The 19,747-nt window shown below is 43.5% G+C and carries 19 protein-coding genes; 9 read left to right on the top strand and 10 right to left on the bottom strand.

The genetic code is table 11. The annotated features are described in order from the left end of the window. The first annotated feature begins 67 nt into the window (after positions 1-67). On the top strand, positions 68-2,167 hold the full coding sequence (gene metG, locus B143_RS0104790; protein ID WP_018122415.1) for a methionine--tRNA ligase: 2,100 nt from the start codon (positions 68-70) through the stop codon (positions 2,165-2,167). 108 nt (positions 2,168-2,275) lie between these two features. Continuing rightward, positions 2,276-2,506, top strand: coding sequence for a YccJ family protein (locus B143_RS0104785; RefSeq protein WP_008316180.1), 231 nt, complete (start codon positions 2,276-2,278; stop codon positions 2,504-2,506). A gap of 59 nt (positions 2,507-2,565) precedes the next feature. Here the strand turns inward: B143_RS0104785 and B143_RS0104780 are convergent, their stop codons facing one another. Continuing rightward, positions 2,566-3,954: an alanine/glycine:cation symporter family protein gene (locus tag B143_RS0104780; protein WP_018122414.1), complete on the bottom strand. Its 1,389-nt coding sequence runs from the start codon at positions 3,952-3,954 to the stop codon at positions 2,566-2,568. Between the two features lie 290 nt (positions 3,955-4,244). Here B143_RS0104780 and yedE point away from each other — a divergent pair, with 290 nt between their 5' ends. Next, positions 4,245-5,477: a selenium metabolism membrane protein YedE/FdhT gene (gene yedE, locus B143_RS0104775; RefSeq protein ID WP_018122413.1), complete on the top strand. Its 1,233-nt coding sequence runs from the start codon at positions 4,245-4,247 to the stop codon at positions 5,475-5,477. Between the two features lie 27 nt (positions 5,478-5,504). Then, the gene (yedF, locus tag B143_RS0104770) at positions 5,505-5,738 is read left to right on the top strand and encodes a sulfurtransferase-like selenium metabolism protein YedF (RefSeq protein ID WP_026165709.1); all 234 of its coding nucleotides are present in this window, start codon (positions 5,505-5,507) and stop codon (positions 5,736-5,738) included. An 82-nt stretch (positions 5,739-5,820) separates the two neighbouring features. Here yedF and B143_RS0104765 read toward each other — a convergent pair whose 3' ends face one another. From B143_RS0104765 to B143_RS0104735, 7 genes are all read right to left on the bottom strand, one after another. After that, entirely contained in the window at positions 5,821-6,396 is a 576-nt protein-coding gene (locus B143_RS0104765; protein ID WP_008316176.1) for a DUF5384 family protein, read from the bottom strand. Positions 6,397-6,415: 19 nt separating this feature from the next. After that, a complete protein-coding gene (locus B143_RS0104760) occupies positions 6,416-6,919 on the bottom strand; it encodes a hypothetical protein (protein ID WP_018122411.1) in 504 nt (167 codons plus the stop codon). A 234-nt stretch (positions 6,920-7,153) separates the two neighbouring features. Continuing rightward, positions 7,154-8,509, bottom strand: coding sequence for an adenosylmethionine--8-amino-7-oxononanoate transaminase (locus tag B143_RS0104755; RefSeq protein ID WP_008316171.1), 1,356 nt, complete (start codon positions 8,507-8,509; stop codon positions 7,154-7,156). Positions 8,510-8,512: 3 nt separating this feature from the next. Continuing rightward, positions 8,513-9,193 (bottom strand): dethiobiotin synthase, encoded by a 681-nt coding sequence (gene bioD, locus B143_RS0104750; RefSeq protein WP_018122410.1) that lies wholly within the window; start codon positions 9,191-9,193, stop codon positions 8,513-8,515. Between the two features lie 126 nt (positions 9,194-9,319). Then, entirely contained in the window at positions 9,320-9,961 is a 642-nt protein-coding gene (locus B143_RS0104745) for a TenA family protein (RefSeq protein WP_018122409.1), read from the bottom strand. Next, a complete protein-coding gene (locus B143_RS0104740) occupies positions 9,961-10,665 on the bottom strand; it encodes a class I SAM-dependent DNA methyltransferase (protein WP_018122408.1) in 705 nt (234 codons plus the stop codon). The genes B143_RS0104745 and B143_RS0104740 overlap by 1 nt, the downstream gene beginning before the upstream one ends. Positions 10,666-10,677: 12 nt before the next feature. After that, complete coding sequence (locus B143_RS0104735; protein WP_018122407.1) at positions 10,678-12,069, bottom strand: aminotransferase-like domain-containing protein; 1,392 nt, start codon at positions 12,067-12,069, stop codon at positions 10,678-10,680. A 118-nt stretch (positions 12,070-12,187) separates the two neighbouring features. On the opposite strand from B143_RS0104735, the gene pdxS reads away from it, so the two are divergent. The 3 genes from pdxS to B143_RS0104720 all read left to right on the top strand — a co-directional run bounded on the left by pdxS (position 12,188) and on the right by B143_RS0104720 (position 15,132). Further along, complete coding sequence (gene pdxS, locus B143_RS0104730; RefSeq protein WP_008316163.1) at positions 12,188-13,039, top strand: pyridoxal 5'-phosphate synthase lyase subunit PdxS; 852 nt, start codon at positions 12,188-12,190, stop codon at positions 13,037-13,039. 77 nt (positions 13,040-13,116) lie between these two features. Continuing rightward, entirely contained in the window at positions 13,117-14,610 is a 1,494-nt protein-coding gene (locus tag B143_RS0104725; RefSeq protein ID WP_018122406.1) for a YifB family Mg chelatase-like AAA ATPase, read from the top strand. Positions 14,611-14,655: 45 nt separating this feature from the next. Next, entirely contained in the window at positions 14,656-15,132 is a 477-nt protein-coding gene (locus B143_RS0104720) for an S-ribosylhomocysteine lyase (RefSeq protein WP_018122405.1), read from the top strand. 207 nt (positions 15,133-15,339) lie between these two features. Here the strand turns inward: B143_RS0104720 and murJ are convergent, their stop codons facing one another. Beyond that, on the bottom strand, positions 15,340-16,902 hold the full coding sequence (gene murJ / locus B143_RS0104715; RefSeq protein ID WP_018122404.1) for a murein biosynthesis integral membrane protein MurJ: 1,563 nt from the start codon (positions 16,900-16,902) through the stop codon (positions 15,340-15,342). Between the two features lie 110 nt (positions 16,903-17,012). Here murJ and B143_RS0104710 point away from each other — a divergent pair, with 110 nt between their 5' ends. Continuing rightward, a complete protein-coding gene (locus tag B143_RS0104710; RefSeq protein ID WP_018122403.1) occupies positions 17,013-17,846 on the top strand; it encodes an EamA family transporter in 834 nt (277 codons plus the stop codon). Between the two features lie 42 nt (positions 17,847-17,888). On the opposite strand, the gene B143_RS0104705 is transcribed toward B143_RS0104710, so the two are convergent. Next, positions 17,889-18,656 (bottom strand): pirin family protein, encoded by a 768-nt coding sequence (locus B143_RS0104705; protein ID WP_018122402.1) that lies wholly within the window; start codon positions 18,654-18,656, stop codon positions 17,889-17,891. 340 nt (positions 18,657-18,996) lie between these two features. On the opposite strand from B143_RS0104705, the gene B143_RS0104700 reads away from it, so the two are divergent. Next, on the top strand, positions 18,997-19,641 hold the full coding sequence (locus B143_RS0104700) for an alpha/beta fold hydrolase (protein ID WP_018122401.1): 645 nt from the start codon (positions 18,997-18,999) through the stop codon (positions 19,639-19,641). The last annotated feature ends 106 nt before the right edge of the window (positions 19,642-19,747 follow it).

Here is a 19,747-nt window from a genome sequence, read left to right as displayed (position 1 = left end):
TTAATATAAGTCGTGTAGAGTGCTACACTATTTCATTCGTTTTATTTTTCATTGAGAGCAAAACAACATGTCGATAGAGAAACGCAAGTTATTCATTACCAATGCACTTCCGTATGCCAATGGCGATATACACTTAGGTCATTTGTTAGGTTACATCCAAGGTGATATTTGGGCGCGTTTCCATCGGATGTGTGGCTCTGAAGTGCATTTCATTTGTGCAGATGATGCCCACGGCACGCCCATCATGATCCGCGCACAAAATTTAGGCATCACACCTGAAGAGCTCATTGCCAAAGCACAAAAAGCGCACTTAGAAGATTTCGTGGATTTCCACATCGAGTTTGATAATTATTACACCACAAACAGCGAAGAAAATCGCCAACTCGTTGAAGACATCTATTTGAAATTAAAAGATGCAGGTTTGATCGAAACCCGTGAAATTCAGCAATTTTTCGATGAAGAGAAACAGATGTTCCTCCCTGATCGCTTCATTAAAGGCGAATGCCCAAAATGTCATGCCAAAGATCAATACGGGGACAACTGCGAAGCCTGTGGCGGCGTGTATCATCCAACTGAATTGATCAATCCATTCTCTGTTGTGTCTGGTAAAACACCAGTGATGAAAGGCTCTGAGCACTTCTTCTTTAAATTATCGGATGAGCGCTGCGTGACCTTCTTGCGTGATTTCTTAGCAAACAGTGATCGCTTACAACCTGAAGCTGCCAACAAAATGAAAGAGTGGCTCGGCACTGATGAAGACAATAAACTCTCTGATTGGGACATCTCTCGCGATGCACCTTATTTTGGCTTCCCGATTCCAAATGCGCCCAATAAATACTTCTATGTATGGTTAGATGCGCCGGTTGGTTACTTTGCTTCATTGTCTAACTACATCTCGCGCCATCCTGAATTTTCTTTAAATGATTTCATCGAGCGTGATGCAGCAGAACAAGCGGGCACAGAAATGGTGCATTTCATTGGTAAAGACATCATGTATTTCCATACATTGTTCTGGCCTGCGATGCTCAATTTCTCCGGTTATCGCTTGCCCACACAATATGCGGTCAATGGTTTTATCACCGTCAATGGCGCAAAAATGAGTAAATCACGCGGCACATTCATCACAGCGCGCTCTTACTTAGATGAACAATTGAATCCTGAATGGTTGCGCTATTACTTTGCCGCAAAATCATCAGGCGCGATTGATGACCTGGATTTAAACCTAGAAGATTTAGTCAGCCGCGTCAATTCTGACTTGGTGGGTAAATTTGTGAACATCGCTTCTCGTACGAGCCGCTTTGTCTCTAACTTATTCAACAATCAGCTCAGCACTTTTGCCGAAGACACCACAGAGTTATTGGCAACGATCCGCACAATGCAAGCGAACATCATCAATCATTATGAAGATCGTAACTTTGCGGCTGCCATGCGCGAAGTGGCACGCGGTTGTGATTTGGTCAATGAACACTTTGACACCACAAAACCTTGGGAATTGGCGAAAAATGAAGCCGATCATGCACGCTTACAATCCTTGTGCACAAGCTATCTAGAAGCCTTTAGATTATTAAGCATCTATTTGTACCCCATCTTGCCACAAACGGTGAAAAGCATTGCCGCTTACCTTAATAGCGATCTTTCTACGTTTGATGCCACGCGCAAAAACCTCGAAAATGCCACCATCAACAATTATGAACACTTGATGAAACGCGTTGAGATCAAGCAGCTCAATCAATTGGTGGATCGCAATAAAGCGTCCCTCAAAGCCGCTGAGCCACAAAAGACAGCAGAAAAAACTGAGAAAAAAGAGAAGAAAAAAGCTGACGTGATCGTGCCTGAAGACTGCATCAACATCGATGATTTCTCTAAAGTGGATCTGCGCTTAGGGAAAGTTTTAAGCTGCGAATTTGTGGAAGGCTCGGATAAATTGCTCGCCTTTACAGTGGATTTAGGTGAAGAGAAGCCTCGCAATATTTTCTCTGGCATTCGCTCTGCTTACGGTGAACCCCATTTATTGGTGGGCAAATATGTGATTGTGGTGGCAAACTTAGCGCCACGCAAAATGCGCTTTGGCGTCAGTGAAGGCATGATTTTATCAGCATCCATTGATGGCGATTTAGCATTATTGACCACATTGAGCGAATTAAAACCGGGTGCGAAGATTTCTTAATGCACATCAACAAAGCTTGGGTTTCCCCAAGCTTTTGTTTTATTTATCATCATGCTTTGCTATATTAAAGATGCACCATAAACATTTTCATCAATAAAGGAGATAACAATGAACGAACATAAAAAAGATATTCATGAATTAAAATCCTGGGCAAAAGCACATGAGTCCACTTCTTTAGAGATCGCTGAAGCCATTTTTGAGTTGGCAAAAGGTGATGATGCTTTAGCAGAAAAAATCTGGAGCGAAGCACAAGATGAAGTGTTACCTTTAGCATTCTCAAAAACCGATGCAGACCATTTGTTCTGGGGTTTACAGCGCATCGATCGCAAAGATGTTTAAAAGCAGCGAATAACAAAAATCCCCGCTCATGACGGGGATTTTTTATGGCCATCTGTCCACTATTTTTTCTGTGCGGCTTTTGTGATCTTCACCACAATGGTGGAAAGTAAAATCAACGCTAAAATATTCGGCAATACCATTAAACCATTGAACATATCCGCCATATCCCACACCAAATCCACTTTAAAAAATGCGGCAATGAAAATACATGCCACCACCATCATTTGGAAAATGCGGATCGCCACTTCAGAGCCAAAGAGATAGCGCACATTGGTCTCGGCATAATAATACCAACCCACAATGGTGGAAAAGGCAAAGCACAGTAATGCAATGCTCACAAAATAGCCGCCAAATGCACCAAAGACCGATTGATAGGCTTGTTGCGTCACGGCAATGCCCTTCACTTGATAAATCGACAAGAAATTGCCCTGCCCAATCACATTGCCAAGAGCCGCCCAATCTTTGAGCGCAGATGTGATGATCACAAAACCCGTCAATGTCACAATCGTACACACAATGAAGACACCCATCATCGCTAAAAAGGCTTGTTGTTCTGGCGCTGTATCTTTAGCCACCGCATGAGCATGTGGCGTTGAACCCATCCCTGCTTCATTCGAGAATAAACCACGGGCAATACCAAAACGCGCCGCTTGTTGAATCGCAATCCCCGCGCCTGCACCTAACACAGCTTCAGGATCAAACGCCGCCACAAAAATGACGCGGCAAGCATCCCATAAATACGCAGAATTGATGGTTAAAATCACCACAACGCCCAAGAGATAAAAGAGCGCCATCAATGGAATCAATTTTTCCACCACCGCTGCAATGTTCTTAATGCCGCCCATGATCACTAAACCTGTGACGCTCGCTAAAATTAAGCCCATTAACCATGTTGGCGTATTAAATGAGTTGCTAAAAGCTTCGACGATGGAGTTACTTTGCACCATGTTGCCAATTAAGCCTAATGCCATGATGATGAGCACAGCAAACAAGACCGCTAACCACTTCATGCCAAGCCCGCGCTCAATATAATAAGCAGGCCCGCCCACCACTTGTCCATTACGATCTTTAGTTTTGAAATGAATGGCTAAAATGGCTTCTGCATAAATGGTGGCCATGCCTAAAAATGAGGAGACCCAAATCCAAAAAAGTGCACCGGGCCCACCTAAAATGATTGCGGTTGCAGGCCCTGCTAGATTCCCTGTACCCACTTGACCAGCAATCGCTGTTGCCACTGCCTGAAATGAGCTCATCCCGTTTTTCCCAGCTTTTTCACCCTTTAAGGAAACGCCTGAAAAAAACATCTTCATCCCCGAGAAAAACCCTCGCACCTGAATGAATTTTAATCTGAATGTGAAAAAGATACCCACGCCAACGAGCAGGTAAATCAGAATATTGTTCCACAAAATTCCATTAACGGCATTCACGACCGTTTCTAAAGCATGCATGTTACCTCCTTAATACAGCCGTATAGTGTATAATTTTTTTCACAGGTTGTATGGGAATAATTCAAAAAATCTACTACTCTATTCGCTTTATTTCCATTAGAATGTCGCTCTTTTCTCAGCATATTTGAGACCATACATTTCATGATCAACATCGCACGCTTTTTCTTACAGCAGTGACGCACTCACAGAATCTCTAGGTTAGAGATAGGCTCGGGTGTTAATCGTTGATCGCGTGTTGATTGTTAGCACCCGTCTTTTGTCGACCTCAAAAAACAAGGACAGGGTTCAACATGACCACATGGCACACTTTTAAACAAAAATATCTGATTCAATTTTGGAATCCCGTAGCAGCTGTTATAGCGGCTGGGATTTTAGCCACATATTATTTTGGCATCACCGGCACTTTATGGGCTGTCACAGGCGAATTCACGCGCTGGGGCGGACACATTTTGCAAGCCTTTGGCGTGGATCCAAGCGATTGGACCTACTTTAAAATGATTGGCTTTCAAGGCTCGCCTTTAGATCGCACCGATGGTTTATTATTGATCGGCATGTTTGGCGGTTGTATCGCCGCAGCGCTTTGGGCAAATAATATCAAATATCGCAGCTCCCCCCATAAAATCCGCATTTTCCAAGCATTGGTGGGCGGCATCATCGCGGGCTTTGGCGCACGTTTAGCGATGGGTTGTAACTTGGCAGCATTTTTTACTGGCATTCCGCAATTCTCCTTACATGCTTGGTTTTTTGCCATTACAACAGCCATCGGCTCCTATGCAGGCGCTAAAGTGGCATTGCACCCCATTTTTCGCATTCCACTCAAAGTGCAAAAAGTCACCGCCCAAGCACCCCTTAAACAAAACCCAGCCCAAGTCAAACGCCGCTTTATCATTGGTTCCATCGTGTTTGCTGCATTATTCATCACAGGGATTGTGTTACTTTTCATCAAACCATTATTTGGCATCGCATTGATCTTTGGGACAGCTTTTGGCTTACTCATCGAACGTGCACAAATCTGCTTTACTTCAGCATTTCGTGACTTATGGATCACAGGGCGCACACACATGGCTAAAGCCATCATCATTGGTATGATTGTGAGCACCATCGGCACATTTGCATTCATTGAAGCAGGCATTGCACCAAAAATTTATTGGGCAGCGCCAAACGCAATTTTAGGCGGCTTACTCTTTGGCTTTGGCATCGTTTTAGCGGGCGGCTGTGAAACCGGCTGGATGTATCGTGCCGTTGAAGGTCAAGTGCATTATTGGTGGGTGGGCGCAGGTAACATCATTGGCGCCACTGTTTTGGCTTATTACTGGGATGATTTATCCCCTTATTTGGTGGCAGATTTCGATAAAATCGACCTACTCAAATCCATGGGCACTTATGGCGGCTTAATCTTTAACTATGCGCTGATGATGATTTCCCTTGGTCTTATTTTGTGGTGGGAACGCCGCTTTTTCAATCGACGCACCAAAGCGGCTCAAGCTGCCATTACGCGCCCCATTAATGTTGTGAACTCATAAGGATCAATCATGGACAATTCTATTAAAATCGAAGACATCGTACCCACATTACGCCTTGATATGGTGGGCGAACCTTGCCCGTATCCTGCGGTGGCAACCCTTGAAGTAATGCCGCAACTCAATGATGGGGATATTTTAGAGGTGATCAGTGATTGCCCACAATCGATCAATAACATCCCAATTGATGTGAAAAATCATGGCTATGAAGTGCTCTCCATTGAGCAACATGGCCCTACGATTCGTTATTTGATTCGTAAGTAATTTATATTATTAAAAATACATACATAAAAAATAGCCATCTATCGAGATGGCTATTTTATTCATATTTCATGTCTTGAGTATTCTATTCTTTTTCAAAAAAACCTTTCTTAGACAGATTACTTTTAACACCTTCAGAAACATTTCGGGTAGCATCTGCTTCCGATTGTAAAACATCACGTCGTGTTCTCTGTGCTGCTAGTTCTTCTTCAATAAAGGCATCTGCTTGTTTTAACCTTGCTTTTTCAATTGCCGCTTGTCTTTCTGCCTGTGCAGATTCAACTTGGAAATCTAAATCATAATTACGCGCTTTCTGTTCTAGCTCTTTCTTTCTAGCCATCAACTCCATGCGTTTAATTTCCATCTCTAACTCATAGTTTTCATCATCTCGATGATCCATTTTGATTTTTCTTGCTTCATTTTCGGCATCAATTTTTGCCTGACGAGCTGCTCGTTCTGCATCAATCTTTGCTTGCTTCGCAGCCCGTTCTGCATTGATTTTTGCTTGACGCGCAGCTGCAGCTTTTTGTGCTTGCTGTTGTTCGCGATACTTTTGGTTTTGAATACGCTCAATCGCAGCAATATCGTCATCAAGAAACTGAGCATGACTCATGGAAAACATAGAAACCATCGTCAATATGACCACTTTTGTTTTTAGCATAATGCTCACCTTATGTATTTTATTTACAACCACCAGGATTATTTGGTTGGATACGTGTTTCATTCTTACGTGCCGCAATGACCATGGCTTTACCTTTTTTAAATTCACAAGGTTTACCCACTTGAACAGAATTTAAGATATTATTACTATTAGCTTTTTTATAGGTTAAAGACACGCCACTGACAATCGCCTCATCTGAAACCATAGAGCCACCTATTGCACCGGCAGCACCACCAATCACGCCACCTGATGTTGCACCATAACGACCATGATTATTACCGATTAATGCCCCACCTATTGCACCTAATAACGTGCCACCTAATTGAGCTCTTTTTTTGTTCTCTGAATTATCTACAGCAACTTTCGCTGGTGTCACACTTAAAATGGTTACCACTGCAACATTTTGTACTTGGTTCACATCTCCCGCCCTGTAAACATCTGCTCTAAGATTTTCGCCAGTCGTACAAGCGGTTAACAATACGGCTGATGCCGCAATCAGTGACGTCAATTTAAAAGACTTCATTATATTCCTTAATACTATTATTATATTGTTAAATGAGAAATTTATTATTTTCAACCATAATATGGTTTTTACTACACCAGACTTATAATTTTAATATAAATTGTTCCTAAGATTATTTTATCTGAAAAAAAATATTTTCATAGCTTATCTGTATCAAGAATTGTATATAATATTTAATCAAATGTTAATATTTAAAATAAAAAAGCCACTTTCGTGGCTTTTTATTATCGAGGTTTAAACCTGCGTCAATGCATAATCAATGGCATCGGTTGCGATATTCACCATCCATTTGATCTGCTCTTCTGTCACAATGTAAGGCGTATTGAAGTAGACAATTCCGCCCAATGGACGAATGAGTAAACCATGCTTCATGGCATAATCAAACATTTTAAGCCCAATGCGGCTTTCCCATGAAAATGGCGTGCGCGTGGCTTTATCTTTAACCACTTCAATCGCCGTAATCATCCCGGTTTGGCGCACTTGTGCAACATTTGGATGATCTTTTAACGGCGCCGTGTATTTCGCAAAAGCTTGAATCAATTTTTGGTTATTGTTGATCACATCATCCTCTCTAAAAATGGATAATGTTGCCAAAGCCGCACTGCATGCCAGCGCATTGCCCGTATAACTGTGAGAATGCAAAAAGACCGATTCAGGATGATATTCACGATAAAACGCATCATAAACTTTTTTGCTCGTCATACACACAGACATCGGCAAATAACCGCCCGTCAATGCTTTAGATAAGCATAAAAAGTCTGGCACCATATCCGCTTGCTCGTGGGCAAACATTGTGCCTGTGCGCCCAAAACCCACAGCAATTTCATCTAAAATAATGTGCACATTGTATTGATCACACAATGCACGCAATTTCGTTAAATATAAGGGTGAATGCATGCGCATGCCACCGGCACATTGCACCAAAGGCTCGATGATCACCGCTGCGATTTCATGATGATGATCGTGGATTAAGGCTTCCATCTCCGCAAAGCGCTTTAATGTATACGCTTCCTCCGTCTCATCTTCGGCTTTTTCATACAGATCTGGCGCAGTCACTTTAAAGGTATCAAAAAGCATTGATTTATAACTTTGCGTATATAAAGGCGCATCCCCGACAGACATTGCCCCCACAGTTTCACCATGATAACTGTTGGTAAAGGTGACAAATTTATTCTTCGTCGGCTCGCCCACATTGCGCCAATAATGCATGCTCATTTTAAGCGCGGATTCAATGCATGATGAGCCATTGTCCGCATAAAAGCAGTAATCTAGACCATCACGCGTGATGCTGACTAACTCTTCAGACAAGCGAATCATGGGCTCATGGGTAAAACCTGCCATGATCACATGTTCGAGCTGATCTAACTGATCCTTCACCGCTTGATTGATTTTAGGATTCGCATGGCCAAACACATTGACCCACCATGAGCTGATGCCATCTAAATATTTGTTGTCATCAAAGTCATACAGCCAAACCCCTTCCCCCCGTTTAATCGGCACTAAAGGATAGGTTTCATGATCTTTCATTTGCGTACACGGATGCCACACCACGGATAAGTCGCGTTGCATCCATTTTTGATTTTCTGTCATTGTTTATGCGTCCAAAGGAAGGGATAAATAATCGGCGGCGCTTTCATCTGCTTGTAAAAATGGCACCACGCCTAAGCAAGGCGCCGGCATGTGCGCAATGAGGTAATCTAAATTTTCTTGTTGATAAGGCATGTCAGCATCCACGCAATTTGCCACCCAACCTGCCACCGTTAAACCTGCGCGCTCAATCGATTCCACGGTCAATAATGCATGGTTAATGGCACCTAATTTAACGCCCACCACCACAATGACGGGCAAACCTGCTGCTTTGACCCAATCTGAGTAACACTCCGTTTGATTTAATGGCGTGTGCCAACCACCTGCGCCTTCCACTAAGACAAACTCCGCAGGCTCTGATAATGCAGGCTTTAAAGCTTCTGTAATGGTGGCAACAGTGAGGGTAACTTTCTCTTGCTCTGCCACAATGTGGGGCGCAATCGCAGGGGCAAAGCAAAAAGGATTGATGATGTCATACGGGCAAGGATAAGAAGAGGCAGCTTGATGAGCTAACGCATCTTCATTGCGAAGGCCATCGATCGTCATGTCACTGCCACTTGCCACAGGCTTAATGCCCAAAGATTGCAAGCCTGAACGCGCAGCTTTTTCCAATAATCCTGCGGTGATGCGTGTTTTACCAATTTCTGTGTCCGTTCCGGTCACAAAAAAGCGTTGTGCTGTTCTCATATTCACTCTGTTTTGGTTAATCAAACAGGTAAAATTGTAACCCCACAACGCTTTATGTCAAATAATTAAAATAATTTATGGTTTACATAACCACTTAACCAATTGTATTATTTAACTTATTATCGTTCAGATTGATGCACCAAGCTCATAGCAACTGACCCAAAATCGCTGATCCCAAAGGCAACCTTCGCGGTAACTCGCCATCATTGCTTGTTGTAACTCCGTCGATGCATGTGCACCATAATCATCACACACTTCACGTAATTTATGCACAGATTCAGCATGCTCAATGCCTGCATACATGTCAATCCATGCGGTGTACGGATTATTTTCCCGCGCATGATTCGCATAAATGTATTGCCCAAGGCGCTGATACACAATGAAACAAGGTAAAATCCCTGCCAATGCAATCTCGATGGGCGCGTTGCACAATTGATCATAAAAGTTGAGAAAACCTATAAGCGTTTCACTCGCGGCAATGCTAGATAAATCCCGCGTGAGATATTGATCATGCAGCGCTTGCTCACCGGCCATATTTTCCGCCACAAAGCCTTCAAAATAGCGTTGATAACGCGGTTGATCCATGCGCTGTGCAAAGTGCAACAGCACCGTAGAAAAACTCCGTAAATACAAAGCATCTTGCTCAATGTAAAAGGCAAAGCGCTCTTTTGCCAATGTGCCTTTCATCAATTGCTGAATAAAAGGCAACTGCTTTGTGGTTTCATACACAGGCAATTGCGCTTGCCATGCGGCTTCACTCCAACCCATTATTTCGGTTTATACGCACAAATTGCCACGTAATCGCCTTTATCAAAGCCGCTGATGGGTTCTTCAATCTGTAAATCTGAATACACAGGATGCGTGGTTAAGGTTTGATAAAATTCAAAATCCACAAAGCCCACTTTTTCCATGAGATCGATTTTCTCGCCCGTGGTGCGCCAATTTGCTTGATCCACCAATTCAATGGGATAAGGATTGCGTGGATAAACGCCCGTCAATAAGGGATGATCCCAAGATTTCACCGCTTTTGCCAAGTTATACAATAAGCCATAACCGCTCTCTTTTGGGATGTCGATCACGATCACTTTGCCGCCGGGATTCAGGGCATTGAAACTATTGGTCAACGCTTTGCCTAAATCGGTGATGTAACCTGNGCAACCATTGTACAAAATGGTGTCATAGGTGCGGCCAAGATAATCATAATTTTCTGCCGTTTCAATCATCACTTCTAAGCCACGTTTTGCCGCAATCGCCGCCATGTCTTTTGAAGGTTCAACGCCATCTGTGATGTGAATGCCAAACTCTTGGCGCAAAATGGATTCAAATAAACCGCTGCCACAGCCGACAGACACAATGTTCTCACAACCTTCTAAGGTTTTGGCCACCAATTTAACTTCAGACATCAGCACATTGCTGTTGTCTAAAAACCAACTGTCATATTTTTGTGCATATTGATCAAAACTTTTTTTCATGATTATCGTCTCTTAATGGGATTCTGATGGGGCGATTGTAGCATGCACAAAACTGATGCGGGCGCTGTTTTTAATGCGTGCATCCCCGAAAAATTCGCCTTCTGTGGCAAGAATCTGATGATCCGCTAAATCCTGCACAATCGGTTTTCCATACGCTTTATGGTGATCAAGGCGTGTTAAATAGAGATGAAAGCCGCCTTGGGGCACATCAAACCGATAATGCTTGGGCAAAATGCTGCGTAAATGCGCCACACAATGTTGCATGCGCGTTGCTAACGTGGTTCGAAGCAGTTGCTCATGTTGATCGGCATAATGGTTGAGATAATTTTCCGCCATCACTTGCGGCAAGGCGCTCAAACCTGAATCGAGCTGATGACGAATGTTCGCTAAATTATTGACAACTGCCGCCGGCGCAATCATCCAACCAATGCGAATGGAGCGCCCTAAATATTTGGACAATGAGCCCATATAAATCGTATTGCCGTGTTGATCATGCTGCGCAATGGGCGAAACATCGAGCGTTGAATGGAGTTTCAATTGGCTATAGGCATCATCTTCCACGATCGCCAATTTTTTACGATGACAAAAATCCACCAACTGCTTTTTGCGCTGAGCACTCATCACGTAACCTGTGGGATTTTGAAAATTCGGATTCACAAACAGCATTTTCAGAGAATGTTTATGCACCAATTCATCTAATTTATCTATGCAAATGCCTTGCTGATCCACCGGAATCCCATAAATTCGTAGCCCAACTGATTGAAAAATCGGTAGCGCATAAAAATAAGAAGGTTGCTCAATCCCAATGGCATCACCGGGTTTGAGCAAACCTAACGCAATCAATGAAATGGCTTGCTGCGCACCTGATGTGATCAAAATTTGCTCAATGGGCACTTTGTAGCGAAAGCGATCATACAAATAGCGCTGCACCGCTTCACGAAGAGACGCAATGCCAAGGCGCGCGCTGTCATCTTGCAACTCTGCATGGATCAAAGTTTGCCAATCGGTTTCTGGCAACTGTAACGGCGGATAGAGCTCAATCGGTAAATCGCCGCTTCGTAGATCATAACTGTGTTGCTGCGGGCGCACAGAAGATGGGCGCGGCTGAAACAATTGATCCAAACTATTGTGCCGCCAATTGAGGGATGGATGGGTCAACAATCCCCATTTTTGATCATTCACAAAGGTGCCAGAACCCGCACGCTTAATGATGATATTGCGCGCTGCCAATTCATCAAAAGCACGAATGACGGTGGAACGATTGACCATTAATCGTTCACTTAAGGCGCGCTCTGAGGGTAATCTTGCCCCGGCTGGCAATTGGCCATTGATGATGGCCTCTTCAATCATTTCAATGATTTGCTGATAAAAAGGTTTACGATGATCTCGGTCAATCACAAACATGTTGCATCCTTTAAAAAAGTGGATGGTATAAAAAGCAACCAACTGGTTCTATGATGACGGTTTTTCCCTTGGTAGGCTAGTGCTACTTTTAAACAAAACCAAGTCAAAGGGGAAAAAAATGAGTCAAGAAGTTGTGATGCCACCACGCGGCGTAATCATGGATGTTGTGAGTGTTGAAGAAGCTAAAATCGCTGAAGCTGCAGGCGCTGTGGCAGTGATGGCTTTAGAGCGCGTACCGTCAGACATTCGTAAAGAAGGCGGCGTTGCTCGCATGACAGATCCTGAATTGATCCATGCCATCAAAGCCTCTGTGTCCATTCCTGTGATGGCAAAAGTGCGCATTGGCCACATTGCAGAAGCTCGTATTTTAGAAGCCATCGGCATTGATTACATCGATGAGAGTGAAGTATTGACGCCCGCAGATGATGTGTATCACTTACTCAAAAGCGATTACAAAGTACCATTCGTATGTGGTTGCCGCAACTTAGGTGAAGCCCTTCGTCGCATTGGTGAAGGCTCTAAAATGCTTCGCACAAAAGGTGAACCAGGCACAGGCAACATCGTAGAAGCGGTGCGCCACATGCGTCAAGTGAATGAAGAGATCCGTTTATTGACCACAAAATCTGACGATGAATTGATGGTGTATGCGCGTGACATCGGCGCGCCTTATGAACTCATCAAAGAGATCAAGAAAAATGGTCGCTTACCTGTGGTGAACTATGCCGCAGGCGGCGTTGCAACCCCAGCGGATGCGGTATTGATGATGTTATTAGGCGCAGATGGTGTATTTGTGGGCTCAGGTATTTTCAAATCTGAAAACCCTGAAGCTTTTGCCCGCGCAATCGTACAAGCCACGGCAAATTATGAAGATTTCGAATTGTTGGCAAAATTGTCTAGAAACTTAGGCGCGCCAATGAAAGGCATCGAGATTGCCACATTAGACGAAACACAAATCATGGCGGGTCGTTAATTTAACAAATCAATCAAACACACTTCACACTCGTGGTAGATTAATGATCGTAATCAACCACATAAAGAGGGTGAAGTGTGAATTTATCCATTCTTTATACGCGTGCACAAAAGGCGCTCACATCTGAGATTGTTCGCGTTGAAACTCATATCAGCAATGGTTTACCTGCATTTCACATTGTCGGGATGCCAGAAACCGCCGTCAAAGAGAGCAAAGACCGCGTTCGTGCAGCCATCATCAACTCAGGCTTTGAGTTCCCTGCGCGTAAAATCACCGTCAATCTCTCCCCAGCCGATCTGCCTAAAGAAGGCGGACGTTATGATCTTTCCATTGCCCTTGGCGTATTGATCGCCTCAGGACAATTGCAATCGCCCTTAATCGACACACATGAATTCATTGGTGAACTGGCATTAACCGGTGACTTACGTGCCATTCGTGGTTTATTGCCTACGGTGATTGCGGCTGTTTCCCACCATAAAAACATCATCATTCCGAAAGATCGCAGCAATGAAGTGGGCTTTTTAGACAGCTCGCACATCTTAGTGGCGAGCTCCTTAAAAGAAGTGGTGACATTTTTAGAGCAAAAAGCCACGCTGTCCCCACCTGATCAAGCGGACATTCATCACATGCATTCGCACCTTGATATGCTCGACATTAAGGGACAAGTCTTTGCAAAACGTGCGCTGAAAATTGCCGCAAGTGGCGGGCACAATATTTTACTGATTGGCCCACCGGGTACCGGTAAAACTATGTTGGCTTCACGTTTTATGACGATTTTGCCAGACATGACACAAACCGAAGCCATTGAAGCCGCCGCCATTGCCTCCGTCAGCCATCAAGGATTTGACATTGAACAATTTGGCGTGCGCCCATTTCGTGCACCACATCATACAGCCTCTTCTGTTTCTCTTGTGGGCGGTGGATCGAATCCGCGGCCGGGTGAAATTTCCCTTGCCCATCATGGTGTGCTCTTTTTAGATGAGTTACCCGAATTTGATCGCAAAGTTTTAGAAACCCTGCGTGAACCTTTAGAATCTGGGGAAATTCACATTTCACGCGCCACAAGCCAAGCAAAATTCCCCGCACAATTTCAATTGATTGCAGCCATGAATCCCTGTGCTTGCGGATTTTATGGGGATAAAGAAAAAGCATGCCAATGCAGCAATGATGCGGTTGCCCGTTATCGCAATAAAATTTCAGGGCCATTTTTAGATCGCATTGATCTACATGTGGAAGTGCCGCGTTTGATGACATCTGAGCTGCAATCAACGCAACTTGGCGAATCCTCAAGCGAAATGCGAGACAGCGTGCTTAAAGCCCGTGCCCGTCAATTGGCAAGGCGCGGTAAGCACAATGCCTTGCTCTCTGTACGGGAGATTGATGAGGATTGTCATTTAGGCATCAAAGAGCTTGAATTGATGGATAAAGCACAAAAAAGATTAAATTTATCACCGAGAAGTTTTCATCGAATTTTGCGCGTTGCCCGCACCATTGCTGACTTAGAGGGATCTGATGACATTAAAGCCACACATTTAACTGAAGCTTTAGCCTTCCGTGCCATGAATTTTTAAGGTATATATACTACATAACCAACCAAACATATAGGAGAAGATAAAATGGCAGAAGTTGAAAGTTTTACCCTTGATCATGACAAAGTGCTTGCGCCGTATGTGCGCTTAATCGCCAAAGAACATGGCCCTAAAGGCGATGTGATCACCAATTTTGATGTACGCTTGACTCAGCCGAATGAAGTGGCGATCGAAACTTGTGGATTACACACCATGGAGCACATTTTTGCTGATTTGATGCGCAATCATTTAGCAGGCATCATTGACATCTCGCCCTTTGGCTGCCGCACAGGTTTTCATTTGATTGCATGGGGTGAACCGAGCGCAACTGATGTTGCCAAAGCCCTGAAAGCAACGCTTGAAACCATCGTCAAAGATGATTACACCATTGATCAGGTGCAAGGCATTGCGCGTGTTGCCTGCGGTAACTATAAGGATCATTCGCTACATTCTGCAAAAGAATGGGCAAAAATCATCTTAAAACAAGGCATCAGTGAGGATGCATTTGTACGCAAAGTGATCTAAACACTACATAAAAAAAGCGCCTAATTTTAGGCGCTTGCTCAATTATTGTTATGTAACCTTGTTATTTCTCAAACTTGTGCAGTGTCATTCAGTCTGTAGTTGCTTGGTAGGTGATACAATACGCGAAATGATCAGAAAGCTCAAACAAAAATTTACACATGGATAATTTACATACAAAACTTTACTTTTTGATCCAGATCAATGTATTTACGAGACATTTTTGAATTGTTTCACAGAGAATCCAAGCACATGTAGCGTTGCAAAGTAACCCACCAATGCCACCATCATAACCACTACAAGCGCCGCTAAGCGTAGCAATAAGCCTGAATCAAACCAAAAGTCCTGATACGTTGAGACCCAATATAAGAAAAGACCGAGCATAATATTTGCAGGCACAATCACCCACAATTGCCCTGTCCATAGGCGCTGAATGCGATAAATGCCCAAATGATGCAAACCCATCATCAACAGCATTGCATTGACCCACGCCGCAATCGAGGTCGAAAGTGCAAGCCCTGCATGCGCATAATAATGCACCAAGACAAATTGTAAGGCAATGTTCACACCAATGGCCACTAAACCAAATTTCAGAGGTGTTTTGGTGTCTTGTCTTGAGTAATACACGGGCGCTAAAATCTTAATGAGAAAATACGCCACAATGCTTGTGCCATAGGTGACCAAGCTCAAGGCGGACATCTTCACATCATACAAAGTAAAAGCGCCGCGCATGAAAAGCAGCGCCAATAAAGGTTCTGCCAAAATGATCAGCCCAATGCTTGATGGCACACCCAAAACCAGCGCCAATCGAATGCCCCAATTGACGGTTTTTTCAAAGCCTTCACGATCATTTAATGCATTTAAACGGGACAATTTCGGCAACACAACTGTGCCTAACGCAACTGCAACCGTGCCCAATGCAAATTCCACCAAACGATCCGAATAATAGAGCCATGTCACACTGCCTGTTTCTAAACGCGATGCCAATTGTGTGTTAATCAGAATATTAATTTGGCTGCTTGATGAGCCGATTAAAGCGGGCACCATCAACACAATCACCTGCTTTACGCCCGGTGCGCCAAAGGCAACGCGCGGCATTTTCGTCAATAAATTTTGGCGGTGCACACTCATCATTACAATCATGCATTGCAAAATCCCTGCAATCAAAACAGCATAACCTAAGCCCATGATCGGAATCTCTAAAAACTCCACGCTCACAAATGCACCAATGATTAAAGCGATGTTCAACAAACTTGGCAACAATGCAGGCAGCGCAAAACGATCTAATGAGTTTAAAATACTTGAATACATCGCGAGCATGCAAATCAAAAAGACATACGGAATCATGATGCGCACCAAATCCGCCGTTAAGGCAAACTTCTCAGGATCCGCTTTAAAGCCGCTGGCAAACACCGTCACCAATTCTGGTGCAAAAAGAATGCCAAGGGCAGTAATCGCAAGGAGCACAATGCCTAAAGAACCGGAAACCTCTGCCACAAAGAGCGGCAGTTGATTACGCTTTTTCTCATAATATTCACTGAAAACCGGCACAAAAGATTGGTTAAATGCGCCTTCCCCAAAAAATCGGCGAAAGAGATTCGGGATTCTAAACGCCACATTAAAGGCATCCATCATGGCGCTTGCACCAAAGAAGCTTGCAAATACGATGTCACGCACAAGCCCTAAAATGCGTGAAACCAACGTCCATGCGCTGATGGTGAAGAGCGAGCCTAGAAGACCGCGTTTTTTCTTTGTCTGTATTGTTTGTGCCATGATCGTCTGCGTGGTGAATCAAAGGGCAAATTATATCAGGTCATTTGAGAATATTCGCTTTTTACCAAGGGCTGCACTATGATGTCGTTTTTAGCTCAGCAAAATTCATTATGTTAGAACTGTCCGTCATCTCCATTTTATGGTCACTCTCATTTTCCTTGATTGGCCTATACATCGCCCCATTTGTCGATCCTTATTTAGCGGTATTGATCCGCATTATGTGCGGCATCGTGATCTTTTTACCCTTTGTGCGCAAAACATCGCTGCAAGAGATTGGGCAATTGATGCTCGTGGGCGCATGCCAATTTGGTTTGACGTACATTTTTTTATATCAAGCCTTTCATTACATCAGCGTGATTGAAGTGCTGCTCTTTTCCATCACAACGCCGATTTACATTGTCATCATTCGAAGTTTCTTTGACAGAACGTTTCAGGCGCGCGCATTTATGGCGGCATTTTTAGCGGTGATTGGCGCTGCGATCATTCGTTATCAAGCCATTTCCCCATCATTTGTCATGGGATTTGTGCTGATGCAAACGGCAAACTTTGTTTTTGCGTTTGGGCAAACCTATTATCAGCGCACACAAACGCAATCACGCAAAAATTATCAAAGCTTCTTTTGGTTCTTTGCCGGTGCATTTGTGGTGGTTTTCCCCACTTGGTTGCTCCTTGGCACCACAAAATTCACCGTGCAAACCAGCACGCTCCTATCCCTATTTTATGTGGGATTTTTAGCCACAGGGCTTGGGCAATATTTATGGTTGCAAGGGGCGACAAAAGTCTCCGCTGCCACATTATCGGTGATGAATAATTTGCTCATTCCCTTTGGCATTGTGATCAATCTGCTGTTTGGCGGTACGATTGACATGCCCATTGAATTCACGATTGGTTCCACCATCATTTTAATTTCCCTTTGGGTGGCCAAACAACCGAAAAAAGCCTGATAAAATCAGGCTTTGCTTCAAGTAATGCTGACGATTCTTCGATTACATCTTAGGTGGGATAGTGATCGAATCCTCTGAATCGTACAGCGTTACATTCATCGGTAATTCAAGCAAAACAAAGCGGTTTTGCGTGATCCCTTCAATCTTAATGTCTTGTTTATCATCAAAGGCAATGCAATCGCCTTCTGACAATAGATGATCGCGCACTTTAATGTCGCCATAGCACACACGAATGAACACACCATTTTTGGCATCTTTCTTCGTGTAGGTGATTTTTTTCTTAGGATCGACTTCTGAAGCCGCAATCCACGCATCTTGATGAATCACTGCGCGATCCTTACTGATCACATTATCAGGCGCAACAAAGTAATGAAAGCGATTGGCGAACATATCTGTATCCACCGCACACACTTGATGACGGGGCGTTAAACCGCGTCTACGTGGCATCACCCAAATTTTTAGATAATTGACTTCTTCTTTAGGATTCACGCTATTGATGGCATAACTCAAGCCTGTGCCTGCACTCACCACCAATACTTCTTCTTTTTTGACAATCGAACGATGGGCGCGGCTGTCTGTGTATTCAATTTCACCATTTAATGGCATGATGATTACTTCTAAATCACTGTGATGTTGCTGACCAAAACGGCCAGGGCCTGTGAAAAAGTTATTGTTCAATAAACGCAAGGTTCCGAACTGCGTACGATCCGCATCATAAAAGCCGCCATAAGAGAAAAAGCGATGGCTGCGATAATTGCCGCGCTCACACACATTGTATTCATTCGCTCTGTAGACCATATTGGTTTTCATTATCGTTCCCCTTTCTGTTTTTCCATTTGAAAACATGATCGGAACATCTTTAATCAATGCCTAAATCATGAAAATAAGATTACGCCCTTACATAAGTTTACGCAATTTAGTTTATTAAATTAAAGACAGCATCTTAAATGATAATTTCAATAACTTATAAATAATCGTACGCCAATAATATATATTTTTTAAATAAAAACCGTCATTATTTTGCAATACAACACTTACAAATGTTTTCAAATGCATTATGATAGATCCGACATGCCGATCATGTTAAAATAATTTATATTAATTATTAATATATACTTTTTAATAATATTATCAAATATAAGGATGAATAATGACTGCAAATCATCAACAACCGCTGCCCACTATCGTCCTCGTGCATGGACTCTTTATGTCTGGTGTGGTGATGGTGCGCCTTAAGCAATTTTTTAAGCACCAGGATTACCCCGCAGAAATCTTTTCCTATCACACCTTAACGCAATCGACTGAACAAAGCGCAGAGCGCTTAGCCGATTATATTGAAAAGATTGATGGGCCGGTCATTTTAGTGTGCCACAGCTTAGGCGGTTTATTGGCACAAAAAGCGATCGCTATGCTCACTGACATCACACAAGTGAAAAAAGTGGTCACCCTTGGCACACCGTGGCAAGGTGCATCCGTGGTGACATTTGTGCAGCAATATCGTTTAGATGTTTTGATGGGCAAAAGCCTGGCCACCCTCTTGCCTAAGCACAACGAATGGCAATGGCCAATGATTCCATTAGGTTCGATTGCAGGGCATTCGTCAATGGGTGCACGCCTACTCTTTGCGCGTGGCAAAAACATCCCCTCAGATGGCACCGTCACCATTGAAGAAACCAAAATTAAAGGCATGACGGATCACACCATTTTACCGGTGAGCCATACGGGGCTCATTTTCTCTGATGAGTGCGCAAAAAAAATACTTCAGTTCATCAAGGCCAATACCTTTACGACATGAAGCATTTTCAATGATCATTGATGATCTTCAGAAGATGATTATGATTGGCTTTGTGAGTTTTCCTCTTTAATTTTTGAACTCACAAACCAATACATCCATGCAGCAA

It is taken from the genome of Wohlfahrtiimonas chitiniclastica DSM 18708 (genome assembly GCF_000375345.1).
GTDB lineage: Bacteria > Pseudomonadota > Gammaproteobacteria > Cardiobacteriales > Wohlfahrtiimonadaceae > Wohlfahrtiimonas > Wohlfahrtiimonas chitiniclastica.
The sequence above is the reverse complement of the archived record's forward strand: the minus strand, read 5'-3'. Positions and strand labels throughout refer to the sequence as shown.